23 protein-coding genes are annotated in these 24,138 nt (G+C 73.6%); 14 read left to right on the plus strand and 9 right to left on the minus strand.

Going from position 1 to position 24,138, the window contains the following annotated elements:
- Positions 1–29 precede the first annotated feature (29 nt).
- Positions 30–968 carry an NAD(P)-dependent oxidoreductase gene (locus tag ACVMYR_RS23530; protein WP_457122763.1) on the minus strand — a complete coding sequence of 313 codons (939 nt, stop codon included), beginning with the start codon at positions 966–968 and terminating at the stop codon, positions 30–32.
- A 385-nt stretch (positions 969–1,353) separates the two neighbouring features.
- On the opposite strand from ACVMYR_RS23530, the gene ACVMYR_RS23535 reads away from it, so the two are divergent.
- The 12 genes from ACVMYR_RS23535 to ACVMYR_RS23590 all read left to right on the plus strand — a co-directional run bounded on the left by ACVMYR_RS23535 (position 1,354) and on the right by ACVMYR_RS23590 (position 13,584).
- Positions 1,354–2,688, plus strand: a complete 1,335-nt coding sequence (locus tag ACVMYR_RS23535) for an ABC transporter substrate-binding protein (protein WP_199486155.1) — start codon at positions 1,354–1,356, stop codon at positions 2,686–2,688.
- Positions 2,689–2,781: 93 nt separating this feature from the next.
- Positions 2,782–3,666 (plus strand): carbohydrate ABC transporter permease, encoded by an 885-nt coding sequence (locus ACVMYR_RS23540; RefSeq protein WP_077939686.1) that lies wholly within the window; start codon positions 2,782–2,784, stop codon positions 3,664–3,666.
- Between the two features lie 2 nt (positions 3,667–3,668).
- Complete coding sequence (locus tag ACVMYR_RS23545) at positions 3,669–4,589, plus strand: carbohydrate ABC transporter permease (RefSeq protein WP_077939687.1); 921 nt, start codon at positions 3,669–3,671, stop codon at positions 4,587–4,589.
- Between the two features lie 4 nt (positions 4,590–4,593).
- Complete coding sequence (locus ACVMYR_RS23550) at positions 4,594–5,448, plus strand: amidohydrolase family protein (protein WP_457122764.1); 855 nt, start codon at positions 4,594–4,596, stop codon at positions 5,446–5,448.
- A complete protein-coding gene (locus ACVMYR_RS23555; protein WP_457122765.1) occupies positions 5,445–6,536 on the plus strand; it encodes a hydroxyacid dehydrogenase in 1,092 nt (363 codons plus the stop codon). Before ACVMYR_RS23550 ends, ACVMYR_RS23555 begins: the two co-directional genes overlap by 4 nt.
- Before the next feature lie 81 nt (positions 6,537–6,617).
- A complete protein-coding gene (gene aceB / locus ACVMYR_RS23560) occupies positions 6,618–8,189 on the plus strand; it encodes a malate synthase A (protein ID WP_457122766.1) in 1,572 nt (523 codons plus the stop codon).
- Positions 8,190–8,344: 155 nt separating this feature from the next.
- A complete protein-coding gene (locus ACVMYR_RS23565) occupies positions 8,345–9,208 on the plus strand; it encodes a phosphogluconate dehydrogenase C-terminal domain-containing protein (protein WP_457122767.1) in 864 nt (287 codons plus the stop codon).
- Positions 9,205–10,983: a dihydroxyacetone kinase family protein gene (locus ACVMYR_RS23570; protein ID WP_457122768.1), complete on the plus strand. Its 1,779-nt coding sequence runs from the start codon at positions 9,205–9,207 to the stop codon at positions 10,981–10,983. The genes ACVMYR_RS23565 and ACVMYR_RS23570 overlap by 4 nt, the downstream gene beginning before the upstream one ends.
- The gene (locus tag ACVMYR_RS23575; protein WP_091286729.1) at positions 10,980–11,453 is read left to right on the plus strand and encodes a ribose-5-phosphate isomerase; all 474 of its coding nucleotides are present in this window, start codon (positions 10,980–10,982) and stop codon (positions 11,451–11,453) included. The genes ACVMYR_RS23570 and ACVMYR_RS23575 overlap by 4 nt, the downstream gene beginning before the upstream one ends.
- A 4-nt stretch (positions 11,454–11,457) precedes the next feature.
- Complete coding sequence (locus ACVMYR_RS23580) at positions 11,458–12,306, plus strand: triose-phosphate isomerase family protein (protein WP_457122769.1); 849 nt, start codon at positions 11,458–11,460, stop codon at positions 12,304–12,306.
- Positions 12,291–13,088 carry a sugar phosphate isomerase/epimerase family protein gene (locus ACVMYR_RS23585; protein ID WP_457122770.1) on the plus strand — a complete coding sequence of 266 codons (798 nt, stop codon included), beginning with the start codon at positions 12,291–12,293 and terminating at the stop codon, positions 13,086–13,088. The genes ACVMYR_RS23580 and ACVMYR_RS23585 overlap by 16 nt, the downstream gene beginning before the upstream one ends.
- Before the next feature lie 175 nt (positions 13,089–13,263).
- Positions 13,264–13,584, plus strand: a complete 321-nt coding sequence (locus ACVMYR_RS23590; protein WP_396788624.1) for a hypothetical protein — start codon at positions 13,264–13,266, stop codon at positions 13,582–13,584.
- A 103-nt stretch (positions 13,585–13,687) separates the two neighbouring features.
- Here ACVMYR_RS23590 and ACVMYR_RS23595 read toward each other — a convergent pair whose 3' ends face one another.
- The 3 genes from ACVMYR_RS23595 to ACVMYR_RS23605 form a co-directional block, all read right to left on the minus strand.
- Complete coding sequence (locus ACVMYR_RS23595) at positions 13,688–14,317, minus strand: class I SAM-dependent methyltransferase (protein WP_077939695.1); 630 nt, start codon at positions 14,315–14,317, stop codon at positions 13,688–13,690.
- Positions 14,314–15,318: an alpha/beta hydrolase gene (locus ACVMYR_RS23600; RefSeq protein ID WP_457122771.1), complete on the minus strand. Its 1,005-nt coding sequence runs from the start codon at positions 15,316–15,318 to the stop codon at positions 14,314–14,316. Before ACVMYR_RS23600 ends, ACVMYR_RS23595 begins: the two co-directional genes overlap by 4 nt.
- Before the next feature lie 75 nt (positions 15,319–15,393).
- On the minus strand, positions 15,394–15,699 hold the full coding sequence (locus ACVMYR_RS23605; RefSeq protein WP_077939697.1) for a putative quinol monooxygenase: 306 nt from the start codon (positions 15,697–15,699) through the stop codon (positions 15,394–15,396).
- A 348-nt stretch (positions 15,700–16,047) separates the two neighbouring features.
- Here ACVMYR_RS23605 and ACVMYR_RS23610 point away from each other — a divergent pair, with 348 nt between their 5' ends.
- On the plus strand, positions 16,048–16,650 hold the full coding sequence (locus ACVMYR_RS23610) for a ferritin-like domain-containing protein (protein WP_144082781.1): 603 nt from the start codon (positions 16,048–16,050) through the stop codon (positions 16,648–16,650).
- On the opposite strand, the gene ACVMYR_RS23615 is transcribed toward ACVMYR_RS23610, so the two are convergent.
- From ACVMYR_RS23615 to ACVMYR_RS23635, 5 genes are all read right to left on the minus strand, one after another.
- Complete coding sequence (locus ACVMYR_RS23615; protein WP_457122772.1) at positions 16,586–19,351, minus strand: ATP-binding protein; 2,766 nt, start codon at positions 19,349–19,351, stop codon at positions 16,586–16,588. The two genes, ACVMYR_RS23610 and ACVMYR_RS23615, sit on opposite strands and share 65 nt — an antisense overlap.
- 141 nt (positions 19,352–19,492) lie before the next feature.
- Positions 19,493–20,401, minus strand: a complete 909-nt coding sequence (locus ACVMYR_RS23620) for an AraC family transcriptional regulator (RefSeq protein ID WP_077939700.1) — start codon at positions 20,399–20,401, stop codon at positions 19,493–19,495.
- Positions 20,402–20,528: 127 nt separating this feature from the next.
- Positions 20,529–21,053: a sigma-70 family RNA polymerase sigma factor gene (locus ACVMYR_RS23625; RefSeq protein ID WP_077939701.1), complete on the minus strand. Its 525-nt coding sequence runs from the start codon at positions 21,051–21,053 to the stop codon at positions 20,529–20,531.
- 110 nt (positions 21,054–21,163) lie between these two features.
- Positions 21,164–21,925: an SDR family oxidoreductase gene (locus ACVMYR_RS23630; protein WP_457122773.1), complete on the minus strand. Its 762-nt coding sequence runs from the start codon at positions 21,923–21,925 to the stop codon at positions 21,164–21,166.
- Between the two features lie 93 nt (positions 21,926–22,018).
- Complete coding sequence (locus ACVMYR_RS23635) at positions 22,019–22,423, minus strand: ester cyclase (protein ID WP_077939703.1); 405 nt, start codon at positions 22,421–22,423, stop codon at positions 22,019–22,021.
- Positions 22,424–22,926: 503 nt separating this feature from the next.
- Here ACVMYR_RS23635 and rhaI point away from each other — a divergent pair.
- A complete protein-coding gene (gene rhaI, locus ACVMYR_RS23640; RefSeq protein ID WP_457122774.1) occupies positions 22,927–24,105 on the plus strand; it encodes an L-rhamnose isomerase in 1,179 nt (392 codons plus the stop codon).
- Positions 24,106–24,138 lie beyond the last annotated feature (33 nt).

Below are 24,138 nucleotides of genomic sequence, written 5' to 3' on the forward strand. Positions count from 1 at the left end.
TTCCCTTCGGGTGGAGGTGTCCGGTTGGCTCAGGTGGGGTCGATGACCAGGTTGTCGGGTCGCCGACCGTGGGCGAACAGGTCGATCTGCGCGGCGGCCACGGCCCAGGCGCGCGCCGAGATCCCCTCGGTCAACCCGGCGACGTGCGGGGTGAGGGTGACGTTCGGCGCGTCCCACAGCGGGTGGTCGGGCGGCAGTGGCTCGGGGTCGGTGACGTCCAGGATCGCGTGCAACCGGTCGCCGCCGGTCTCGCGCAACAGCGCGTCGGTGTCGACCAGGGTGCCCCGGCCCGCGTTGACCAGCACCGCGCCGTCGCGCAGCCCGGCGAGGAACCGCGCGTCGGCGATCCGGTCGGTGTCCGGGCCGGCCGGCAGCGCGAGGACGACGACGTCCTGCTCGGCCGCGACGGCGGTGAACCCGGCGGCCGACAGGACTCCCGCGCGGGCGCGCCGCCCGACCAGGGTCACCTCGCAGCCGAAGGGGCGCAGCAGGCCCGCGACGTGCCGGCCGATGTCACCGGCGCCGAGGACCGCCACCCGGCTGCCGGCCAGCGACCGGCCGGTCCGGCGCTCCCAGCGCCGCCGGCGCTGCGCCTCGGCGAAGAAGGCCAGCTCCCGGTGGTGCGCGAGCAGCACCGCGACGACCCACTCGGCCACGGCCGCGCCGTGCGCGCCACGGGCGTTGGACAGGCCCACGCCGGGCGGCAGCCGGCCGATCCAGCCGTCGTAGCCGGCGTTGAGGGTCTGGACGAGCCGGACGCGGGGGAGCCGGGGAAGCAGGGCGAGGGTGCGCTCCACCGGGTGGAAGCCGTGCACGACGACGACGGCGTGGTCACGCTGCCCGGCCGTCGGCTCGCCGCCGGGCCCGAGCAGCTGCGGGCGCAGCAGTGGGTACGCCGCCAGCGCCGCCGCGCCCTGCTCGTCGGGCACGAGGACGCAGACGCCCGCGTCGCCGTCACTGTCGGTCATGGCATCTGCACTCCGTGGTCGGTGGCGGGCAGGCGCGCCCGGACGGCGCGCGGCTGCTCCTCGTGGCCCCGGGGACGGGATGAGGCCGACGGCGGCGGGCGGCGAGGGCCCTGCATGTATAACGTTTCAGAGCGGTGCTGGCAAGCCCGTCTGCCGGGGCGCGGCCACTGCCTGTCCGGCGTGCGCGCATTCCGCCCTGCTCCGTGTCGCTGTCGCCCCGCCGACCGGCGGAGCTGGGGCGGCGGCCGGGCCGCGTTACAAGCGGGAAACAGCCTGTTGACACTGCGGATGTGACGCAGGTAGCATCCGTCCGTTGAAACGATTTAAAGGCCGGCCGGCTATGCGCGTTGCTTCGCACGACCATCCCTGCCCCCGAGGAGCACCCGTGATCAGAACCTGGCGAGCCGCTCGCACGCACCCCACACTACGCACAGTAGCGGCTGTCAGCGCCGCCGCCCTGCTGGTTTCGGGATGCAGTGCGGCAGGCACCGGCACCAAGTCCGGTTCCGCCTCCAAGCCCACCGCGTTCTCGGCGCTGTTCACCACCGAGAACACCCAGATCCCCGCCGAGCTCAACCGGCTCGCCGCCGGCGAGTGCAAGGCCCAGAACGACGCGCTGCCGCTCAAGATCGAGCAGACCCCCAGCAGCAACATGCAGCAGAAGGTGCAGCTCCTCGCCGGCCAGGACGCGCTCCCGGTGCTGTTCGCCGGGGGCAACGCCCTGATCAACAAGGACGGGGCGCTGCAGAAGTCCGGTCAGCTCGTCGACGTCAAGAAGGCGCTGACCGACCTCGGCGTCGCCGACAAGCTCACCCCGGCCGCGTCCGACACGATCGACAAGCTCTACGGCGGTGGCGTGTACCCGACCATCCCGTTCCAGTACAACATCGAGGGCATCTTCTACAACAAGAAGATCTTCGAGGAGCAGGGCATCGCCGTCCCCGCCACCTGGGACGAGCTGCTCGCCGCCGCCGCGAAGCTGAAGGCCGCCAAGATCACCCCGTTCACCGCCTCGGGCAAGACCGGCTGGACGATCAGCCGCTGGGTCGGCGCGTACATCCTGCGCGACCTGGGCCCCGACGCGCTGAAGAAGGTCGCCGACGGGCAGGCCAAGCTGACCGACCCCGAGTACGTCCGGGCCGCCCAGGCGATCGCCGACCTCGGCAAGGCCGGCTACTTCGTCGACGGGGTCACCTCCGTCGACTACGACACCGCCACGGCCAACCTGCTCAACGGCAAGGCCGCCATGATGTACATGGGCAGCTGGCTGCTGGCCAGCATCAACGACCCGAAGAAGAACCCCCTCGGCGACGCGATCGGGTTCATGCCCGTCCCCGCCGTCACCGGCGGCAGCGGCTCGATCGACCAGTACCCGGCCAACGTCGGCGCGCCGACGGCGATCTCCGCCAAGCAGTACAGCCCCGAGGTCGGCGGCTGGCTCAAGTGCATCGCCGAGAACTACGCCAGCGGGCTGATGGAGACCCAGGGCGCCTTCTCCGGCTTCAAGATGGGCAAGCCGGTGGCCAACGTCCCGCCGCTGACCCAGGACCTGCAGAAGCGCATCGACGCCAGCACCTCCACCGTCCTGTGGTTCGAGGCCCTGTTCAACACCAAGGCGACCGGCGACGCCAGCGCCAACGCCGCCCCGCTGCTCACCGGCGCCATGAAGCCGGAGCAGTACATGAGCCTGCTCCAGAACGACCTCTCCGCGGCACAGTAGTTCCGGCGGGCCGGTCCACCGGGCGGCGGCGGGTAGCCGCCGCCCGGTGGACGGCCCAACCGGTCAGGCATCCTTGGTTGGGACGGGTAATCAATGGACCGAGTATTCGGTGACAAAAAGGCCATCGCGATCCTGCTCGGGCCCGCGTTGTTCATGTACACGGCGATCATGCTGGTGCCGTCGGTGTGGTCGCTGTTCTACGCCTTCTCCACCGGCAACGTGATCGAGGGCTTCCGCCCGGTCGGGCTCGACAACTTCCGCAAGCTGCTGGACGACCCGATCGTCCCGACCTCGCTGCGGTTCACCGTGACCTACGCCCTGGTCATCACGGTCGGGCAGATCCTGCTCGGCCTGGCGCTGGCCCTGTTCTACGTCTTCGTGCTGCGCCGGGCCTCCGCGCTCATCCGTACCCTGGTCTTCTTCCCGGTGGTGCTGCCCACCGTCGCGGTCGGCCTGCTGTTCTCCAAGATGTTCGCCATCGCGCCGCAGACCGGCCCGGCCAACAGCCTGCTCGACCTCCTGGGGTTCGGGGCGACCGACTGGTTCTCCACCGGCAGCAAGGCGTTCTGGGTCATCATCCTGATGGACCTGTGGCGCACCATGGGCTTCTACGCGGTGCTGCTCTACACCGGCCTGCTCGACATTCCCGGCGAGGTCCTGGAGTCCGCGCGGCTCGACGGGGCGGTCGGCTGGCGGCTGCTGCGGCACATCGTGCTGCCGCTGGCGCTGCCGGTGCTGATCTCGTCGATCATCTTCAGCCTGAACTCCTCGCTGAAGGTCTTCGACTCCGTGGTGGCGCTGACCAACGGCGGCCCCGGGACGTCGACCACCCCGCTGAACCTCTACATGTTCCAGACCTCGTTCTTCTACAGCGACTACGGCTACGGCAGCACCCTGGCGATCCTGATCACCACCATCTGCCTGACCGTCACGCTCTTCCTGTTCCGCTCCTCCCGACGAGACCTCACCAAGGGCTGACCATGGCGACACGTACGGACCTCTCCGCGCCGGTGGCGACCCGCGCGACCGCACCTGCCCCACCCGCGCCGTCGCGCCGCCGCGGCGTCAACTGGCGTCGGGTGGGCAACCGCGCCTGGACGGGCCTGGTGATCGCCGTCCTGCTGGTGATCACCATCTACCCGCTGTTCTGGATGTTCGCCAGCTCGCTGAAGACCGAGAACGAGTTCATCACCGAGCCGCTGTGGTCGCTGCCCCGCGAGCTGAACTTCCAGAACTACGTCGACGCGTGGGAACTCGGCGGCATCGGCACCGTCATCCGCAACAGCCTGCTGGTGACCCTGCCGTCGCTGTTCTTCATCCTCGCCCTCGGCGCGGCGGCCGGGTTCGCCCTGGAGGTGATGGTCTGGAAGGGGCGCAACACCGTCCTGCTGCTCATCGTCGGCGGGATGATGCTGCCGCTGCAGCTGATCCTGCTGCCGCTGTTCACGATCTACTTCCGCCTCGGCCTCACCGACTCGCTGCTGCCGCTCATCCTCACCTACGTCGGGCACGGCCTGCCGCTGACGGTGTTCCTGATGGCGGCCTACTTCCGGGCCGTGCCCCGGGAGCTGTTCGAGGCCTCGACGCTGGACGGGGCCGGGGTGTTCCGGGCGTTCTTCTCCGTCGGCCTGCCGATGGTCCGCAACGGCCTGCTCACCCTCGGCCTGCTGATGTTCTTCTCCGTCTGGAACGACCTGCTCATCGCGTTGACCTTCAACACCAGCAAGGAGCTGAGCACCATCCAGGTGGGCCTGCTCAACTTCAACGGCGAGTACGGCTCGACCCTCTACGGCCCGCTCTTCGCCGGCATCTGCACCACCGTGCTCGGCATCCTGGTCGTCTACGTGTTCATCAACAAGCAGATCATGAAGGGCCTGGCGGCCGGGTCGCTGAAGGGCTGAACCGGTGATCGTCGACGCGCACACCCACGCCTGGCCGCGCTGGCCGTACCGGCCGCCCGTGCCGGACGACGCCACCCGGGGCGGGGTCGAGGTGCTGCTGCACGAGATGGCCGCCGCCGGGGTGGACCGGGCGGTCGTGGTGGCCGCCGAGATCGACCGCAACGCCGACAACAACGACTACGTCGCGGCGGCGGTGGCCCGGCACCCCGGGCGGCTTCACCACTTCGCCGACCTGGACAGCCGGTGGAGCCCCCGGCACCACACGGCCGGGGCCGCCGACCGGCTCGCGGCGCTCGCCGACCGGTACCCCCTCGCCGGGATCAGCCACTACCTCGGCCCCGACAACGACGGGTGGCTGCGCTCGGCGGACGCCCGGGCGCTGTTCGCCGCCGCCGAGCGCCGGGGACTGCTCATGGGGCTGGCCGCCGGGCCGGCCTGGCACGCCGACCTGCGCGCGCTCGCCGCGACCGTGCCCGGCCTGCCCATCCTGTGCAACCACCTGGCCCTGGTGCCGGCCTGGCCCGGCGGCGTCGCCGACGCCCTGGCCCGGGTGCTCGACCCGGCCGTCCCCGCCAACCTGATCGTCAAGGTCTCCGGCCTCCAGTACGGCGCGGCCGACCCCTGGGACGTGCCGCACCGGGCGGCGTTGGACGTCGTCCGGGCGTACTACGAGACGTGGGGCCCCCGGCGCCTGGTGTGGGGCTCGGACCACCCGGCCTCCGGCGCGGCGATGACGTACCGGCAGTCGCTGGAGGCGGTGCGGCGGCACTGCGACTTCATCGCGCCGGCCGACCTGCCGCTGGTCCTCGGCGGCACCCTCGCCGGGCTGCTCGGCGACCCGGAAGGAGTCCGCGCATGACCCCGCCGCCGCCCCGCCCGCACGTGACCCCGCCGCCCCGCCCGCGGGTGGGCGTCGCGTGCAACCGGGCGACCCGGGAACGCTTCGTCACCGAGGCCGCGCTGGCCCGCCTCGCCGGGGTCGTCGACGTGGCCTGGCTGGAGTTCGACGGACCGGACCGCTCCACCGCGCCGCCGCCGACGGACCCGGCGACCGTCGCCCGGCTGACCGCCTTCGTGGCCGACCTCGACGCGCTGGTCGTCAGCCACGGCTGCCCCCGGGTCACCGACGAGGTGCTGGCCGCCGCGCCCCGGCTGCGTCTCGTCGGCGACACCCACGGCGACCGCTTCGCCCACCGCGTCGACGTCGCCGCCGCCCGCGCCCGGGGGGTCTGGGCGGTGGACACCACCAACGGCTCCTCCGACCCGGTGGCCGAGTGGGCGCTCGCGCTGATGCTCGTCGGCCTGCGCAACGCCGGGGCGCTGTTCCGCCGCCTCGTCGCCGACGAGGTGCTCTGGCCCGACCGCGGCGTGTTCCTCGACGACCCCGGCTACCGCAACGGCGAGCTGACCGGCCGGACGGTCGGCATCATCGCGCTCGGCCACATCGGCCGGCGGCTGCTGGAACTCCTCGCGCCCTTCGGGGTGGACGTCCTCGCTCACGACCCGTACGCGCCCCGGGTGCTCGCCGACGTCTACGACCTCACCCTGACCAGCCTCGACGGCGTGCTCTCCGGGTCCGACGTGGTGGTCTGCCTGGCCCCCCTGACCAGCGCCACCCGGGGCCTGCTCGGCGCCCGCGAGATCGCCCTGCTCAGGCCCGGCGCGGTCTTCGTCAACGTGTCCCGGGGCGCGGTCGTCGACTCGGCCGCGCTCCTCGACCGGCTCGCGACCGGCGACATCGTCGCCTGCCTCGACGTCTTCGACCCGGAGCCGATCCCGGCCGGGCACCCCGTCCGCGCCCTGCCCAACGTCTTCCTCAGCCCGCACATCGCCGGGGTCACCGCCGCCAGCGAGCCGCGCTTCTTCGACCTGATGGTGGACGAGGTGATCCGCGTGATCCGCGGCCACCACCCCCGCCACGAACTGGTCCCCCGCGAACCCGACTGAACCGCCCCGGCCGGGCGTCAGCGGCCCCGGCCGCCGAGCGCCGGGCCAGCGGCCCCGGCCGCCGCCGAGACTGGAGCCACCGTGACCGTTTCCTACTCCGCCGCGCCGCCGCTGAGCGAGCGCGCGCGGGCCGAGGTGCTCAGCCCTGCCGCCCTGGACTTCGTGGCCGGGCTGCACCGCCGCTTCGACCCGCGCCGGCGGGAGCTGCTGGCCGACCGCGCCGCCCGACCCGCGCCGACCGGCTTCCTGCCGGAGACCGCCGACGTGCGGGCCGGCGACTGGCGGGTCGCCCCGCCCCGCCCCGACTACGCCGACCGCCGCGTCGAGATCACCGGCCCTACGGACCGCAAGATGGTGATCAACGCCCTCAACTCGGGGGCCCGCGGCTTCATGGCCGACTTCGAGGACGCCAACAGCCCGACCTGGCGCAACCAGGTCGAGGGCCACCTCAACCTGACCGACGCGATCGACCGGACGATCACCCACGACGCCTCCGACGGCCGGCGGTACCGGCTGGTCGACTCGCCGGCCACCCTGCTGGTCCGCCCGCGCGGCTGGCACCTGGTCGACAAGCACCTGCTGGTCGACGGCGTCCCCGTCGCCGGGGCGCTGATGGACTTCGGGCTGTTCGCCTTCCACAACGCCCGCCGGCTGCTGGAGCGGGGCAGCGCACCGTACCTCTACCTGCCGAAGCTGGAGCACCACCTGGAGGCGCGGCTGTGGAACGACGTGTTCCTCCACGCCCAGGACGCGCTCGGGGTGCCCCGGGGCAGCATCCGGGCCACGGTGCTGATCGAGACGTTCCCGGCGGCGCTGCAGATGGACGAGATCCTGTTCGAGCTGCGGGAGCACTCGTACGGGCTCAACGCCGGCCGCTGGGACTACATCTTCTCGATGATCAAGACCTTCCGGGACCGGCCGGGGTTCGTGCTGCCGGACCGCACGGCGGTGACGATGACCGTGCCGTTCATGCGGGCGTACACGGAGCTGCTGGTGGCCACCTGTCACCGGCGCGGCGCGTTCGCGATGGGTGGCATGGCCGCCCTCATCCCGTCCCGCCGCGACCCGGAGGCCAACGCCCGGGCCGTGGCGGCGGTGGACGCGGACAAGCGCCGCGAGGCCGGCGACGGCTTCGACGGCACCTGGGTCGCCCACCCCGACGTGGTGCCGGTGGCCCGCGCGGCGTTCGACGCGGTGCTGGGGGAGCGGCCGAACCAGCTCGACCGGCGGCGCGACGATGTCACGACGACCCCGGCCGACCTGCTCGACGTGGCGTCCACCCCGGGGTCGGTCACCGAGGCCGGGCTGCGGGGCAACGTCAGTGTGACGTTTCAATACCTGTCGTTCTGGCTGACCGGACGGGGCGCGGCCGGGATCGACAACCTGATGGAGGACGCGGCCACGGCCGAGATCGCCCGATCCCAGGTCTGGCAGTGGATCCGGCACGGCGCGCGGCTGCCCGACGGGCGGGTCGTCACGCGGGACCTGGTGGCCGGCATCCTCGCCGAGGAGATGGCGCGGATCGCCGCCGAGGTCGGCGACCGGGTGTGGCGACAGGGCAGGCCGGAGGACGCGCGGGAGGTCTTCGCGCGCGTCGCACTCGCCGACGAGCTGCCGGAATTCCTCACCCTGGTGGCGTACGACCGGCTGTAGGCCACCGGTGCGCGGCGGCCCGTTGACCGTCCCGCGCCATCTACTGTAACGTTTCATTCCGTCGGCCGTGGCCCGTGGCATCCGCCGGGGCCACCCGCCCCCCCGCCGGCCCCACCCTTCGCCAACCCCTCTGCCACCCTTGTGAGGAGCCCCTCATGTCCACCTCGGACCTGGTCATCACCGTCGTCGGCGCCGGCGGCAAGATGGGCCTGCGGATCTCGGCCAACCTCCAGCGCAGCGGCCACACCGTCCGCTACTGCGAGAACCACCCGCCGGCCCGGGCCCGGGTGACCGCCGAGGGCCGCGAGCTGAGCGACACGGCCACCGCCGCCGCCGACAGCGACGTCGTCGTCCTCGCCGTCCCCGACGTGCTGCTCGGGGACATCTCCGCGCAGCTCGTGCCGCTGCTCAAGCCGGGCGCCGTCGTGCTCACGCTCGACCCGGCCGCCGCCTACGCCGGCGTCCTCGCCCGCCGCGACGACATCCACCTCGCCTGCGCCCACCCCTGCCACCCGTCGGTCTTCCTGGAGCGCACCACCGGCGAGGAGTACGCCGACACCTTCGGCGGCGTCGCCGCCGCCCAGGACGTCGTCGCCGCGCTCGAATCCGGCGACGACGCCGTCCGCGCGCGCGTCGAGGACGTCGTCCGCATCATGTACGGCCCGGTGCTCGACGTGCACTGGGTCACCGTCAAGCAGCTCGCCGTCCTGGAGCCGACCCTGGTCGAGACCGTCGCCTGCATGATCAGCGGCCTGCTCCGCGACGCGCTGCACGAGACCGTCCACACCGTCGGCGTGCCCGAGGCGGCCGCGAAGGCGATGCTTTTCGGCCACATCCAGGTGGCGCTGAGCAACTCGCTGCGCGGCTCCAACCCGTTCTCCGAGGCGTGCCTCATCGCGATGGACTACGGGCGGGAGACCATCGTGCGCGACGACTGGAAGCGCATCTTCGACGACGCCGAGCTGGACTCCGTCATCGCCCGGATGCTGCGCATCGACGCGGTGCGGCCGGCGCGATGACCCGCCTGTCCAACGACCCCGCCCGCTTCGCCGCGCAGGCCCTCGACGGCTTCGTCGCGGCCCACCCGGGGCTGGTGCGCCGGGTGGGCGGCGGCGTGGTCCGGGCGGCGGCTCCCGCACCGGGGCGGGTCGCCGTCGTCGTCGGCGGCGGCAGCGGCCACTACCCGGCGTTCGCCGGCCTGGTCGGCGAGGGCCTCGCCCACGGCGCGGCCGTCGGCAACGTCTTCGCGTCCCCGTCGGCCCGGCAGGTCCGGTCGGTGGCGCGGGCCGCGTCCGGCGGCGGCGGGATCCTGCTGGCCTACGGCAACTACGCCGGCGACGTCCTCAACTTCACCGCCGCCCGGGTGCACCTGGAGGCGGAGGGCGTCGACTGCCGCGCCGTCGCCGTCACCGACGACCTGGCCAGCGCCCCGGCCGAGCAGGCCGACCGGCGGCGGGGGATCGCCGGGGGACTGGTGGTGTTCAAGGTGGCCGCTGCCGCCGCCGACCGGGGGCTCGACCTCGACCAGGTGGAGCGGATCGCCCGGCTGGCCAACGCCCGGACCCGCTCGTTCGGGGTCGCCCTGACCGGCTGCACCCTGCCCGGCGCGGCCGCCCCGCTGTTCGCGGTCCCCGCCGGGCGGATGGCCGTCGGCCTGGGCATCCACGGCGAGCCCGGCATCGACGAGCGGGACCGCCCCGACGCCGACGGCCTGGCCGAGCTCCTCGTCGACACCGTCCTCGCCGAACTGCCGGCCGGGATCGACGCCCCCGCCGGCCAGCGGGCCGCCGTCCTGCTCAACGGGCTGGGCAGCGTCAAGTACGAGGAGCTGTTCGTCGTCTACCGGCGGGTCGCCGAGCTGCTCGCCGCCGCCGGTGTGCAGGTCGTCGCCCCGGCCGTCGGCGAGCTGGTGACCAGCTTCGAGATGGCCGGCGTCTCGCTGACCGTCTGCTGGCTGACCGACGAGCTGACCCCGCTGTGGTGCGCCCCGGCCGACGCCCCCGGCTTCCGACGCGGCCTGTCGGCCACCGCCGCCGCGCCGCCCGCGCCGGTCCTCGCCGAGGAGGCGGCGGAACCCGTGCCGCCCGCGAGCCCCGCGTCGCGGGCCGCCGGCCGCCGCCTGCTCGGCGCGCTCGCGGCGGCGCGGGACGCCGTCGACGCGCACGCCGACGAGCTGGGCCGCATCGACGCCCTGGCCGGCGACGGCGACCACGGCATCGGGATGAGCCGGGGCGTCAACGCCGCCGTGGCCGCCGCCGGGGCCGCCGTCGCCGCCGGCGCCGGGGTCGGCACCGCGCTGACCCGGGCCGGGGACGCCTGGGCCGACGCCGGCGGCGGCACCTCCGGCGCGCTGTGGGGGGTGGCCCTGCGCGGCGCGGCCCTGGCCCTTGGCGACGAGAGCGAGCCGACCCCCGCGCGGGTGACCAGTGCGGTCTCCCGGGCGCTGGCCGACGTCACCCGGGTCGGCGGGGCCGCCGTCGGCGACAAGACCCTCGTCGACGCGTTCGCGCCCTTCGCCGCCACGCTGGCCGACCGCGTGCAGGCCGGACAGCCGCTCGCCGCCGCCTGGCGGGAGGCCGCCGCCGTGGCCGACGCGGCGGCCCGGGCCACCGCCGACCTGGTGCCCCGCGTCGGTCGGGCCCGCCCCCTGGCCCACCGCAGCGTCGGCGCCCCGGACGCGGGGGCGGTCTCGCTCGCCCTGATCCTGGCGGCCGTCGCGCCCACCGGGGAAGAAGCCGCCACCGCCCCCACCCGAGAAGACGCCCCCACCCGTGCAGAGGAGACCGCGCGATGAGCGCCAGCAGGCTGCGGATCGTCGTCGGCGCCGACGACGCCGGCTACCAGTACAAGGAGATGCTCAAGGCCGACCTGCGCGGCCATGAGCGGGTGGCCGAGGTGATCGACGTGGGCGTCGACGCGGACGGGCACACCGCCTACCCGATCGTCGCCATCGCCGCCGCCGAGATCGTCGCGGCGGGCCGGGCCGACCGGGCGCTGCTGGTCTGCGGCACCGGCCTGGGCGTGGCCATCGCCGCCAACAAGGTCGCCGGCATCCGCGCGGTCACCGCCCACGACAGCTACTCCGTCGAACGGGCCATCCTGAGCAACAACGCCCAGGTCCTCACCTTCGGCCAGCGCGTCATCGGGCCGGAGCTGGCCCGCCGGCTTGCCCGCGAGTGGTTGGCCTACGACTTCGACGACTCGTCGCCGTCGGGGGCGAAGGTCCGGCTGATGTCGACGTACGAGTCGACCGGGTCGTGCTGAGCCGATGCGCGACCGCCCGCTGACCGTCGGGGTCAGCCTCAAGATGTACTTCGGGGAGCGGGAGACGCTGCGCTGGTGCGCGGACGTGGCGCGACTGGCCCGCGGCCACGACGCTGTCGCGGCCGGACGGGTCGAGCTGTTCGTGCTGCCGTCGGCGCCGCTGATCGCCCCGGTCCGGGGCGTCCTCGCCGGCACCCGCGTCCACGTCGGCGCCCAGGACCTGCACCACACCGACCGGGGCGCGGTCACCGGCGGCACCAGCGGCGCGCTGCTCGCCGAGCTGGGCTGCCGCTTCGCCGAGGTGGGCCACTTCGAGCGCCGTACCCTCTTCGGAGAGGACGACGCCGTCGTCGCCGCCAAGACCACGGCGGCGCTCCGCAACGGCCTGACACCGGTGCTCTGCGTCGGCGAGCCCGACCGGGTCGACGCCCCGGCGGCCGCCGCCGACTGCGTCGCCCAGGCCCGCGCCGCCCTCGCCGCCGCCCCGCCCGGCCCCGTGGTCCTGGCGTACGAACCATGGTGGGCGATCGGCCGGCCCGAGCCGGCCCCGCCGCAGCACATCGGGGCCGTCACCGGGCCGCTGCGCGACTGGATCGCCGACCAGCCGGGCCGGGCCGGCAGCCGGGTGATCTACGGCGGCAGCGCCGGACCGGGGCTGCTCGGCCGGCTCGGCGACCGGGTCGACGGGCTGTTCCTCGGCCGGTTCGCCCACGACCCGGCGGCCCTGGCCGCGATCCTCGACGAGGCGGCCACCCTCGCCGGTGCCGCCCCCACCGGCGACACCGGGGACAGTGCCCACACCGCCGGCGGCGCGCCGGCCCGCACCGGGGAGCCGCCGTGGCCATCGGCCTGAGCACGTACTCGTTCTTCTGGCGCTGGACGGCGGCGCAGCGCCCGTTGTCCCTGACCGACATGGTCGAGCGGACCGCCGAGGCCGGGGCGACCGTCTTCCAGATCTGCGACTACCCGCCGATCGAGGAGGCGTCCGACGGGGAACTGGAGCGGCTGCGCCGCCGGGCGTCCGCCCTCGGCGTCCGGCTGGAGCTGGGCACCCGGGGCGTCGACGGCCCGAGCCTGGCCCGCTACCTGGACCTGGCCGGCCGGCTCGACGTCGGCTTCGTGCGCACCATGCTGAACACCGCCGCGCACCGCCCGACCGTCGCCGAGGCCGTCACCCTGCTCGCCGCCGCCCTGCCCGGGTACGCCGCCCGGGGCGTCACCATCGGCCTGGAGACCTACGAGCAGGTGGCCACCGACGACCTGCTCGCGGTCGTACGCGGGGTGGACGACCCGCACCTGGGGGTGTGCCTCGACCCGGCGAACTGCGTGGCCCGGCTCGAACTGCCCGCGACCACCGTGGAGCGCACCGCGCCGTACGTGGTGAACCTGCACGTCAAGGACTTCGCCTTCACCCGGGCCCCGGGGTGGGTGGGCTTCTCGCTGGTCGGCTGCCCGCTCGGCACCGGCCTGCTGGACTACGCCGCGATGGTGGCGCGGGTCCGGCCGGCCGAGCGCGGGATCAACCAGATCGTCGAGCACTGGTTGCCCCGGCAGGAGTCGATCGAGCGCACCTGCGCGGTCGAGGACGAGTGGACCCGGCACAGCGTGGAGTTCCTGCGCCGGGCCGGGAACTGACCCGCCCGGTCCCGCGTACGACGGGCGACACGTAGGCGACCCCGCCGAATTCATCGGCGGGGGCATGAACATGTGTCGATTATTTCACCGGGCGGAATCGTTGAGAACTCAGGTGTCTCGATGAATGGTGGGTCGGGAACCGCACCGCCGTTCGTCGAGCACAGGAGGCAGCAGCATGAGGAAGCGGATCGTTCGTACCGTCGTGGGCCTGGCCGCCGTGGCGGGGGCCACTGCCGCGACGGCGCTGCCGGCGCACGCCGCGCTGGCCGCGGGCCTGACCTTCTACCAGGGCACGTTCGCCACGCCGGTGCTGCACGTCCCCGAGCCCGACGGCGCCTGCACGGCGTTCCCGGCGAGCGCCGACTCCCTGGCCGCCGCCGGTGGGGTGGAGCAGGTCCTCGCGTTCCGCAGCGCCGACTGCGCGGGCGCGGCGGTGGGCCTGGGCACCCTGCGCACCTTCCCGGCCGGCGAGTACCACTCCTTCCGGGCGTTCTGAGCCGTCGCCGGGGGCGGGCACGGCCACCGCCCCCGGCCGACCATCCCGGGTCGGACGCGTCGGCTGCTTCCCCATGGCCAACCCGCCTCTCGGGGTTCCGTTCTCAGCCGGCCAGGGACACCAGCGCGCGCGGTCGCGCGGTGGCCCGGGGCCGCCGGCAGAAGTACACGAAGGCCGGCGGCACGTTGGCCCACACGGTGCGGCCGGTCACGACCTCCTCGAACCGGTCGCCCAGCGCCCGCCGCAGTCGTCGGGCGGGCGGGGCCCAGCGGGCGAACGTGTAGCCGAACGTGGTGAACGCCCCGTCCGGCGTGAGCGCGCCGGTGACGGCGTGCAGCAGCTCGTCCTGCTGGCCCTCGGCGAACGCTGCCCACGGCAGCCCGCTCACGATCACGTCCGCCCGGCCGTGGCCCCGCTGTGCCAGCACGTCGCCGAGGCCGCGTGCGTCGGCCACGGCGACGTCGAGCCGGGGGTACCGGGCGGCCAGCAGGCCGGCGAACCGCTCGTTGACCTCGACCGCGAGGTGGTGACCCCGGCCAGCGAGCCGGCGCTGGATGGCGGCCGTGAACGCCCCGGTGCCGGGGCCGAGTTCGACCACCAGCGGCTCGCCGGCGCCGGGGACGGGCGCGGTGACGAGGTCGGCCAGCAGTCGGCCGCTGGGGGCGACCGAGGCGACGGTGAACGGGTCGCGGAGGAACTCGCGCAGGAACTCCGCCCGGTGGTTGTCGCTCATCGTCCGGCCCGCTGCCCGGAGAGCTGCGGCCGGGCCGGCCCGGCGGCGGGGTCCAGGACCCGGGCGAGCCAGTCGGTGCGGGCGCGGCGGGCCTGGGCCGAGACCCGCGCCTGCGGGTACAGGGCGTCGAAGCCGTGGAAGCCGCCCGCCCAGACGTGCAGCTCGGCCTGGCCGCCGGCGGCCCAGATGCGGGTGGCGTAGGCGACGGCCTCGTCGCGGAACACCTCGGCGGTGCCGGCGTCGACGTAGGCGTCCGGCAAGCCGGACAGGTCGTCGGCCGTCGCGGGAGAGACATGCCCGGGTACGGCGTCGTCGGCGACGTCGCCGAGCACCGACCGCCAGCCGAACTCGTTCATCTCGCGCGTCCACACCCCGGGCTCACCGGCGTACTGGCGGCTGGAGGTGGTGTCGTTGTGATGGTCGAGCATGGGGCAGATCAGCACCTGGGCGGCGAGCGGCGGGCCGCCGCGGTCGCGGGCCAGCAGGGCGATCCCGGCGGTGAGGCCGCCGCCGGCGCTGACCCCGGCGACGACGATCCGGTCCGGGTCGACGCCCAGCTCGTCGGCGTGCTCGGCCACCCACAGCAGACCGTGGTAGCAGTCGTCGACCAGGCTGGTGCCGGTGGCCTCGGGTGCCAGCCGGTAGTCCACGGAGACCACGACGGCGCCGAACCGGTCGAGCCACTCCAAGGGGATGTCGAGCTGGGAGAAGCGGTCGCCCATCACCATGCCACCGCCGTGCATCCAGTAGACGCAGGGCACCGGAGCGGTGTGTTCCGGGCCGGCGGGGCGGAAGACGGACAGCGGGATGTTCGTGCCGTCCGGGCCGGCGATGCCGACCTCGCGCCGGTCGATCGCCCGGCCTTCGAGCAGCGGCTCCACGGGCGTCGACGAGAACTGCCGGATCTGCGGGAGCACGTCGCGGTTGAGTTCGGGTACGAGCGGCATGTCGGCCAGGAGCGCGCGCAGCTCGGGGTCGAAGGGGGGACGTGTCAGTACCATGAGGGGCTTCCTGTCGTGTTCGATGTTGACGGCCGGATGGACGGCCGTAGGGACGGGCGGACGGACGGGCGGGTCTCAGATGGCGGCCTTGCCGCCGACCGGCACCTCGTCGAGGTATGCCGGCTCGCCGACGATCAGCGGCTGGAGCTGCGCCAGCAGGGCCTGCGCCTCGGCGGTGGCGAAGAACCGGTGGTGCGCCTCCTCGGTCGTCCAGCCCTCGGTGACGTGGACGACGTCGGAGTCGGCGGCGGAACGGCCGATCAGGAAGACGACGCAGTCCTCGTTCGTCAGCGACGGCGACGCGAGCAGGAAGTCGGCGAGTTCGTCGCCCTTGCCGGGCTGGGCGGTCATGGTGGCGTGGAAGCCGTAGCTGATGGTCATCGGGCACTCTCCTCGGCGGCTGCCGCCGGATGTCGGCGGCGACGGTATTGCCTGGCTGGTCTCTACCTTCGGGGCCGCCGGGCCGGCCTTCATCAGTCATCCGACTTCCGAGATCCGGGCCGCCGACGACGATGACCTAGCCGGTCGTGCCGGAACCGGGCAGGCCGGCGGCAGGGCGGGGCCGGTGACGTGAGCGGAGCCGCCGGCCCGCGCCGCGTCCTTGTGCACCGGCCCGGGGCCGCGAGGACCCTCCGCCGCCGCGAGCACCCTCCGCCGCCGGCACCTCGTCCCCGGGTTAGGTCATTCGACAGATGTGCGGGCCGGGTGCCGCGCCGCACCATCGACGGCGTGACGCCATCAGGACGGGAACACCCCGCATCGCCGCCCACCGTGCTGCGGATGCGCGAGGTCCGCGACCGGGCCCTGTTCGACCTCGACGACGGGCCGGTCACGCCGTCGAACCGGGCTGACCTGACGGCGACCACGCGCCTGCTCAACGTGCTGCTGGCGAGCCTGGTCGTGTCCTCGTTGCAGTACGAGCAGCATGCGCTGGTCGTCCGCGCTCCGTCGGCCCGGCCGCTCGCGGAGCTCCTGTTCGCCGGGGCCGACCGCGACCGTGGTGACGCCCGGCTGGTCGCGACCCGGATCCGGCAGCTCGGGTGCGCCGGCGACTACGACCCGCAGCACCTCAGCGCCCGGTCCCGGGTCGCCTTCCGGGCGTTCCCCGACGGTGACGTCGTCGGCATCGTGACGCAGAACCTCGTCGGGGCGCGGATCCTCGTCCAGACGTTGCAGGAGGCGGTGCGCTGGCTCGGCGGCGACGACCCCACCACCCGGCGTCTCCTGGAGCGGCTGCTCGAAGCGAAGGAGACGCAGGCCGACGAGCTCAGCGCGCAGTCTGCCCAGCAGCAGGCGGCGACAGCGCGTCCCGGAGCGCGGCCCGGGACGTGACGCCCAGCTTGGGGAAGATCCGGTACAGGTGGGCGCCGACGGTCCGGTGGGACAGGTACAGGCGCTCGGCGATCTGCTTGTTGGTCAGGCCGCTCGCCGCCAGCTCCGCGATCTGGAGTTCCTGCGCCGTCAGCGCGGTCAGGTCACCCCGCTGCCGGGGGGTCGGACGGTGACCGCAGGCACGCAGTTCCCCCTCTACCCGGTCGAGCCAGGGCTCTGCAGCCAGGGCGGCGAATCCGTCCCGTGCGGCGAGCAGGTGCGGCCGGGCCTCCACCGGCGACCGGGTCCGCCGCAGCCGCTCCCCGAGGGCCAACCGCACCCGGGTGCCGTCGAACAACCACCGTCGGGTGACGGGTTCGACCAGCAGGGCCTCCACGCGGGTCACCGACTCGTCGTCGTCGAGGACGAGGGCCTCCGCGCCGGCCTGGAGCAGGGCCAGCCGGGGCGACAGGACGGCCAGGTCCGCGTCCCGCATCGCCTGGACGTGGGCCCGGGCCTCGGCCGTACGCCCGGTGCGTACGGCCGCCTCGACCAGGTCGAACATGACCCAGGTGCAGTGCGGCACGTGGGAGGCGAGCACGCCGGGCGGGCTCATCGCGGCGGCGTGGCCGAAGGCGGCGTCGTAGTCGCCCTGCCCCATGGCGGCGAGCACCCGGGGATGCTGCGCGAACAGCGCGGCGGCGGCGACGCCCCGGGGCAGCGCCCAGTGGGTGATCTCGTCGGCGAGCGCGTACGCCTCGTCGAACCGTCCCCGGCCGGCGGCGAGGATCGCCCGGTTGTACCGGAAGTACCACGCGAAGAACGAGAAGCCGCTGGTGTCGCAGGTCCGCTGGCCCTCCGCGGCGAGTTCCTCGGCCTCGTCCCACCGGCCGGTCAGGAAGTCGTCGAGGCACAGGTGCATCAGGGCCCCGAGGTGCCGGCGGGGCGCCCCGCCGTTGCGCCCGTGCTCGACCAGCCGCCAGGACGCCTCCCGCGAGTCGCCGAGACGATCGAGGTACACCGAGGCCGTGCCGATCCGCATGATGCGGGTGGGGTCCTCGTTCTCGGTCAGCGTGCGGAGCACCGCATCGATCCGGCCCAGCGCGGCCTTCCCGGTGCGCACCGGGTCGGCGAAGCTGTCGCTCGCCAGCGCGAGCACGTCCGGCGGCCGGGGCCGGATCCGGCGCAGCATCGCGAAGAACGGTTCCCAGTACTCCGGCCTGCTGCCGTACCAGCACAGCAGCAGCAGGGTGTGCATGGCCTCGACGAGCGCGGGGTCGGCGGCCCGGTAGCCGTGGTCGCCGGTCTCGATGGCGCCCACCAGCAGCCGGTGGGCGGTGTTCACGTCGCCGTCCCCGTTGATCATGAGGAAGGCGGTCGCGTTGGCCGCGTGCAGCGAACCGGCAGAGTCGGGAGCCGCCCGACGCGCGTCGGTCAGCAGGATCTTCGCGTCGTCGATGGTGCCGCTGGCCTCCGCGCCGATGTACGCGGCCTCGGCGAGCCGCCGCCCCCGGCCGGCGCTCGTGGCGCTCAGCTCGGCGGCGCGGACCAGGGCCGCCACCGCCGCGAACCCGTCCCCGCGCCGCATCACCCGGTGCGCCGCCTCTTCCAGGAGTTCCGCCACCGCCTCGTCCGGGCCGACAGCGGCCGCCGCGAGGTGCCACGCGCGGCGTTCCTCGTCGTCGACCAGGGCTCCGGCGAGGGCGACGTGCGCGGTGCGGCGCTCCTCGTGGGTGGACATGGCCACGATCGCCGAGCGGATCAGTGGATGCCGGAACGCGATCCGGGCCGTGGCGTCGTCCACCCGGACGAGCTGCGCCCGCTCGGCGGGGGCCAGGTCGGCCAGGCTGGACTGGTCGGGCAGCGCGGCGCGGAGCACCCGGACGTCGCCGGTGCCCTCGAAGGTGGCCAGCAGCAGCACCCGCCGGGTCGCCTCGGGCAGCCCGGTCAACCGGGCCGCGAAGATCGCCTGCAACCGGTCGCTGAGGGGGACCACCTCGGGCTGCGTCTCCGTGCGCCGCACGGAGCCCAGCAGCGTGGCGGGCAGCTCCATCAGCGCGAGGGGGTTGCCCTGGGCGAGGTCGAGCAGGCGGCGGCGTACCCGCGCCGGCAGTTGCGGGTGGCGGGCGTCGACCAGCCGCCCCGCGGCCTCGTCGTCGAGCGGCCCGACGGCGTGCTCGGACAGCCCCCGCAGGTCGAGGAAGCTCACCGATCCCGCCCTGGTCGACGCCAGCAGCCCGGCCCGGACACCCGCCAGCCGCCGGGCGATGAAGCCGAGGACGACGGCGCTCGCGCGGTCGAGCCAGTGCACGTCGTCGACCACCAGCAGGACCGGCTCGTCGGCCGTGAGCTCCGTGACGAGCAGCAGGGCGGCGTTGCAGACCAGGAGGACGTCCGGGGGCGTGCCGACGCCGAAGCCGAGCGCCACCGACAGCGCCTCGCGCGGACCGGGCGGGAGACGGTCGAGAGCCGCGTGTGCGGGCAGCAGCAGCTGGTGCAGGCCGGAGTAGCTGACGTCGGCCTCGAACTCCGACCCGGACGCCCGCAGCACGCGCATCCCGTCCGCGAGGGCGAACTCCATGGCGGCGGTCATCAGGGCGGACTTGCCGACCCCCGGCTCGCCGCAGATCAGCCGCGCCCCGCCGCCCTGGCGCACCCCGTCGAGGAACTCGGCGAGCTGCGCCAGGTCGTCGTGGCGTCCGAACAGTTCGCTACCGGCCACCCGTACCTCACGCGCCCGTCGTTGTCCGTCGGCCCCCGGCCGACCTCGGCCCTCTGCTCGGGCAGGCTACCGGCGGTGATCAGCCACCCGGCCGTCCGTCGGGCAGGCGGGCAGGATCGGGCAAGAGAACGCGAGTTCCGGTCAACTGTCGCGGGGCGTGACCCGTGCGGCGGTGCGGGCGTGCAGGCGGGCCGCGTCCTGGCGGGGCGGGCCCCCGAACTGCCGGCGGTACTCGCGGCTGAACTGGGCGGGGCTCTCGTAGCCGACGCGGCGGCTGACCCCGGCGACGTCGCCGGGGCTCGCGGCGAGCAGCAGCCGGGCGCGTTGCAGGCGGATCTGCTTCTGATACTGGATCGGGCTCATCGAGGTGACGGCCTGGAAGTTGCGGTGGAACGCGGAGACGCTCATTCCCGCCTGCTGCGCCACGTCCTCGACGCGGAAGGGCCGCGCGTAGTTGTCGCGGATCCACTGGACGGCCCGGGCGATGTGGCTGAGGCTGCTGTCGGGCAGGCCGAACTGGCGCAGGACGCCGCCCTGCTCGCCGGTGAGCAGCCGCCAGATGATCTCCCGCTTGATCAGGGGCGCGATCATGGGGATGTCGCGGGGCTGGTCGAGCAGGCGCAGCAGGCGGACGGCGGCATCGAGCAGCTCGACGGGGGCCCTGCTGACGGCCAGGCCCGCCGGCACGTCGGTGGCGGGTGGCGGCAGGTCCGCCGGGTCGGCCTGGAGCAGCACGTCGGCGACGGCGGCCGGGTGGAGGGTCAGGCCGAAGCCGAGCGCCGGCTCTTCCGGGCTGGCCCGGGCGAAGTGCGCGGTAACCGGCAGGTCGACCGAGGCGACGAGATACTCCCCGGCCTGGTACTCGTACACGCGGTCGCCGAGCGCGAACCGCTTCGTGCCCTGCGCGACGAGGGCCAGCACCCTGCCGTAGGTGGTCGGCGTCGGCGGGTCGGGCCGATCGGCACGGAAGATACGCACGTCGGCGATGCCCGTGCCCAGGTCGGGCCGGGCGTGCCGGGCCAGCAGAACGCGCAACTCGTCGAGCGGCATGACCGCAATTGAACCACCGTGACCACGATCCGGATTCCGGGCTCATCCGCCGCCGGCCAGCCGGGACCGCCGGCGACGGCAGAGCCGGGTACGCACCCGGGGGAGTGCGGCAGCCCCTGCCTCCCTGTCAGCCCTCTCCCATCGCGGCGCGGAGGGCCCGCAGCGCGTAGTAGACACGGGAGCGCACGGTGCCGACCGGAATGCCCAGTTCGGTGGCGATCTCGTCGACTGTCCGGTCGCGGAAGTAGACCTCGTGCAACACCCGGCGGTGGTCCGCGCTGAGCCGGGCGACCGCCTGGCGTAGCGCCTGGCTCGCGATCGCCGTGTCGGCCGTCTCGTCGCCGGTCACGCCATACTCCTGGGCCGCCTGGGCGGCGACCTCGACCGGGCGGGCCTGCCGCCGCCGCGCCTCGTCGATGACCAGCCGCCGGGCGACGGTGAACAGCCAGCGCCGGCTGCTGCCCCCGCTGTCCGGCGGCAGCGAGTCGAGGTGGCGCCACGCCCGGAGCAGGGTCTCCTGCACCACGTCCTCGGCGGTCTGCCGGTTGCCCATGGTCAGCCCCCGGACGAACCGGGTCAGCGGCGTGCCGTGCGCGGCGAGCAGCTCACGGATGCGGGTGTCGGTGTCGTGCTCACTGGCCAGGCAGCTCATCGGGCGGTCCTATCGCTGAGGCGGCGCGTCTTCGTGGTGCACGCGGTCCGACCCCGCACGCCGCGGGGCCGGACCGCCCGGACCGCGCCTCACCGCGCGGTCCGGCCGGATCACCTCGCCTGGTCGAGCCAGACGGCGTCGGGGCCGGCAGGGAACCGCAACTGGCCGGTGGTGTCATGGACGGCCCGCCACACCGCCTCGGCGACGTCGCTCTCCCGGGTGAACAGGTCCTGGTTGACGAAGCCGCCGAGGGCCTTCTTCGCGAAGGGCTCGTAGGGCGCCGGGACCAGGCCCTCCAGCGAGGCGGTGAGGTCGATGTTGTTCGTGGCCCCGGCGGCGAAGTTCGTCGTCAGGCAGGCGCCCGGCTCGACGGTCTTCGCCCGCACGCCGAACTCGGCGAGCTCCAGGGCGAGGGACGCGGTGAAACCCTCGATGGCCATCTTGCTGGCCTTGTAGACCGCCGAGAGCGGCATGTGGCCGAGCACCACGCTGGAGGTCACGTTGACCACGACCCCGCAGCCGCGCTCGCGGAACTGGGGCAGCACCGCCTGGGTGGTGGCCATCACCCCGAAGGTGTTGGTCTCGAAGATCTCCCGGACCCGGGCCATGGGCGTGCCCTCGAACACGCCGATCAGTCCGACTCCGGCGTTGTTGACCAGGGCGTCGAGGGGCCCCGCCGCGGCGAACGCGGCGGTGATGGTGTCGGGCCTGGTCACGTCGAGTTCGAGGACGCGGAGCCGGTCCGACTCGGGCAGGACGTCCGCGCGCGGCGTGCGCATGGTGGCGATGACGTTCCACCCCTGCGCGAGGAAGTGCCGTGCGGTTTTCCGCCCGTATCCGGATGAGGCGCCGGTGATGAGAACTGTCTGCATGGTAAGGCTCCTGTCGCCCGTTCGGATGATTGCCGAACCAATCCTGTTCGGCCACGTTGGTGCGTTGCATCGGTCATTCGACTTCCCGCCTGACTACGCCGGCAGGGCACCGATCTGCCGCATGATGGTCAACCGGTCCGGCGAGACCCAGAACTCCGCGATCCTGCCCGCCTCGATTCGCATGATGCCGATGCCGACCGCCGACACCCGCCGCCCGCTTGCGGGCACACCCAGCAGTTCCCCGTCGTGGGTGCCCTCGTATCGACAGCGCAGCGCCACGTGGTCGCCGTCCGCGATCAACTCGTCGAGGGGGTGCCGCAGGTCGGGCATGCCGGCGAAGAACGCGTCGCCGAACTCCTTCACCCCCTGCCGGTCCATCGACGGCAGCCCGGCCGGGTGGAACCGGTAGTCGTCGGTGCACAGGTGCAGCGGGGTCGTCCGGCCGCGGTCCAGTTCCCGGAAGTAGTCGCGGACGATCCGCTTGTTCTCCTCGGACATGGGGGTCCTCTCAGGTGGGGATCGGGATGTGCGGAGCCGGGGCGGAGCCCGCCGCGACGGCTCGCCGGTCAGTCTGGTGCGGCGGGCGTCGTGGGGCCTCTGTCATTCGACTTCGTTTCGGGAGGATCGCGCGGTGGACCGCCCCCCATCGCGGCGGGGAACCTGCGGCCTCTGCGCCGCCCCCCGACCCCGTGGCCGCCTGAAGGTCCGCGCGGAGGTGCTGGAGATCGTCGGCCTAAAACGTTTTATGGATCGCCTAGGGCTTGCTGCCGGAATTGTGCTGACACGAGCGGATCGCGAAGGCCGGTACCTCGGCGTCGGCCAGCCGGCCGCATGACGTCGGAAAAGCGCTTGAACCTCTTGACGTTCGCCGGCGCGCACCCTACGGTCCTATCTCGGGACGCGCATGAAACGATTCAGGTGCGTCGCGAGGCAGTCGGACGTGCCGTACGGCGGCTGGACAGACCCGGGGCGCAACTCGCCGCCCGGACGGGAGACGCACCATGACGCAGAGCGAAGCAACCCGCGACCGGGTCGAGCAGGCCCTGCGTGCCCAGCGCATCGAGACGGCGTCCTGGGCGTTCGGCAATTCCGGTACGCGGTTCAAGGTGTTCGCGCAGGAGGGTGTGCCGCGGGATCCGTACGAGAAGGTCGCCGACGCTGCCGTCGTGCACCGGTTCACCGGGGTGGCCCCGTCGGTGGCTCTGCACATTCCGTGGGACCGTGTCGACGACTATGCGGATCTGGCCCGCCACGCCCAGGAGCAGGGCGTGGCTCTCGGTGCGATCAATGCCAACGTCTTCCAGGACGACGACTACAAGTTGGGCAGCGTGACCAACCCCGACCCGGCGGTGCGCCGCAAGGCGGTCGACCACCTGCTGGAGTGCGTCGACGTCATGGACGCCACCGGCTCCCGCGATCTGAAGTTGTGGTTCTCCGATGGCATCAACTATCCCGGTCAGGACGATGTGCGGGCTCGGCAGGATCGGCTGGCGGAGGCGCTGCGGGAGGCGTACGACCGGCTCGGGGACGGGCAGCGGATGTTGGTGGAGTACAAGTTGTTCGAGCCGGCGTTCTATGCCACGGACGTGCCGGACTGGGGCACCGCGTACGCGCATTGCCTCGAACTCGGGCCGAAGGCGCAGGTCGTCATCGACACCGGGCACCACGCCCCTGGAACCAACATCGAGTTCATCGTGGCGGTTCTGCTGCGGGCCGGGAAGCTGGGCGGTTTCGACTTCAACTCCCGCTTCTACGCCGACGACGATCTGATGGCCGGCGCGGCGGATCCGTTCCAGCTGTTCCGGATCATGCACGAGATCGTGCTCGCGGACGCTCTGCGTCCGGAGGCGGGTGTCGCGTTCATGCTCGATCAGTGTCACAACATCGAGCCGAAGATCCCGGCGGTCATCCGGTCGGTGATGAATGTGCAGGAGGCCACCGCGAAGGCGCTGCTCGTCGACCGGGCCGCGTTGCGGGCCGCTCAGGACGCCGGTGACGTGCTCGCGGCGAACGCGGTGTTGATGGACGCCTACCACACCGACGTGCGGCCGCTGCTCGCCGAGCTTCGCGCCGACGCGGGTCTGGACCCGGACCCGATGGCCGCATACGCCCGCTCCGGCTACTTCGAGAAGATCCGCGCCGAACGCGTCGGCGGCCGGCAGGCCGGCTGGGACGCCTGAGCGCCGACCGAGAAACGCAGACAGGGGAAACAA

The sequence above is a fragment of the Micromonospora sp. PTRAS2 genome (assembly GCF_054052245.1).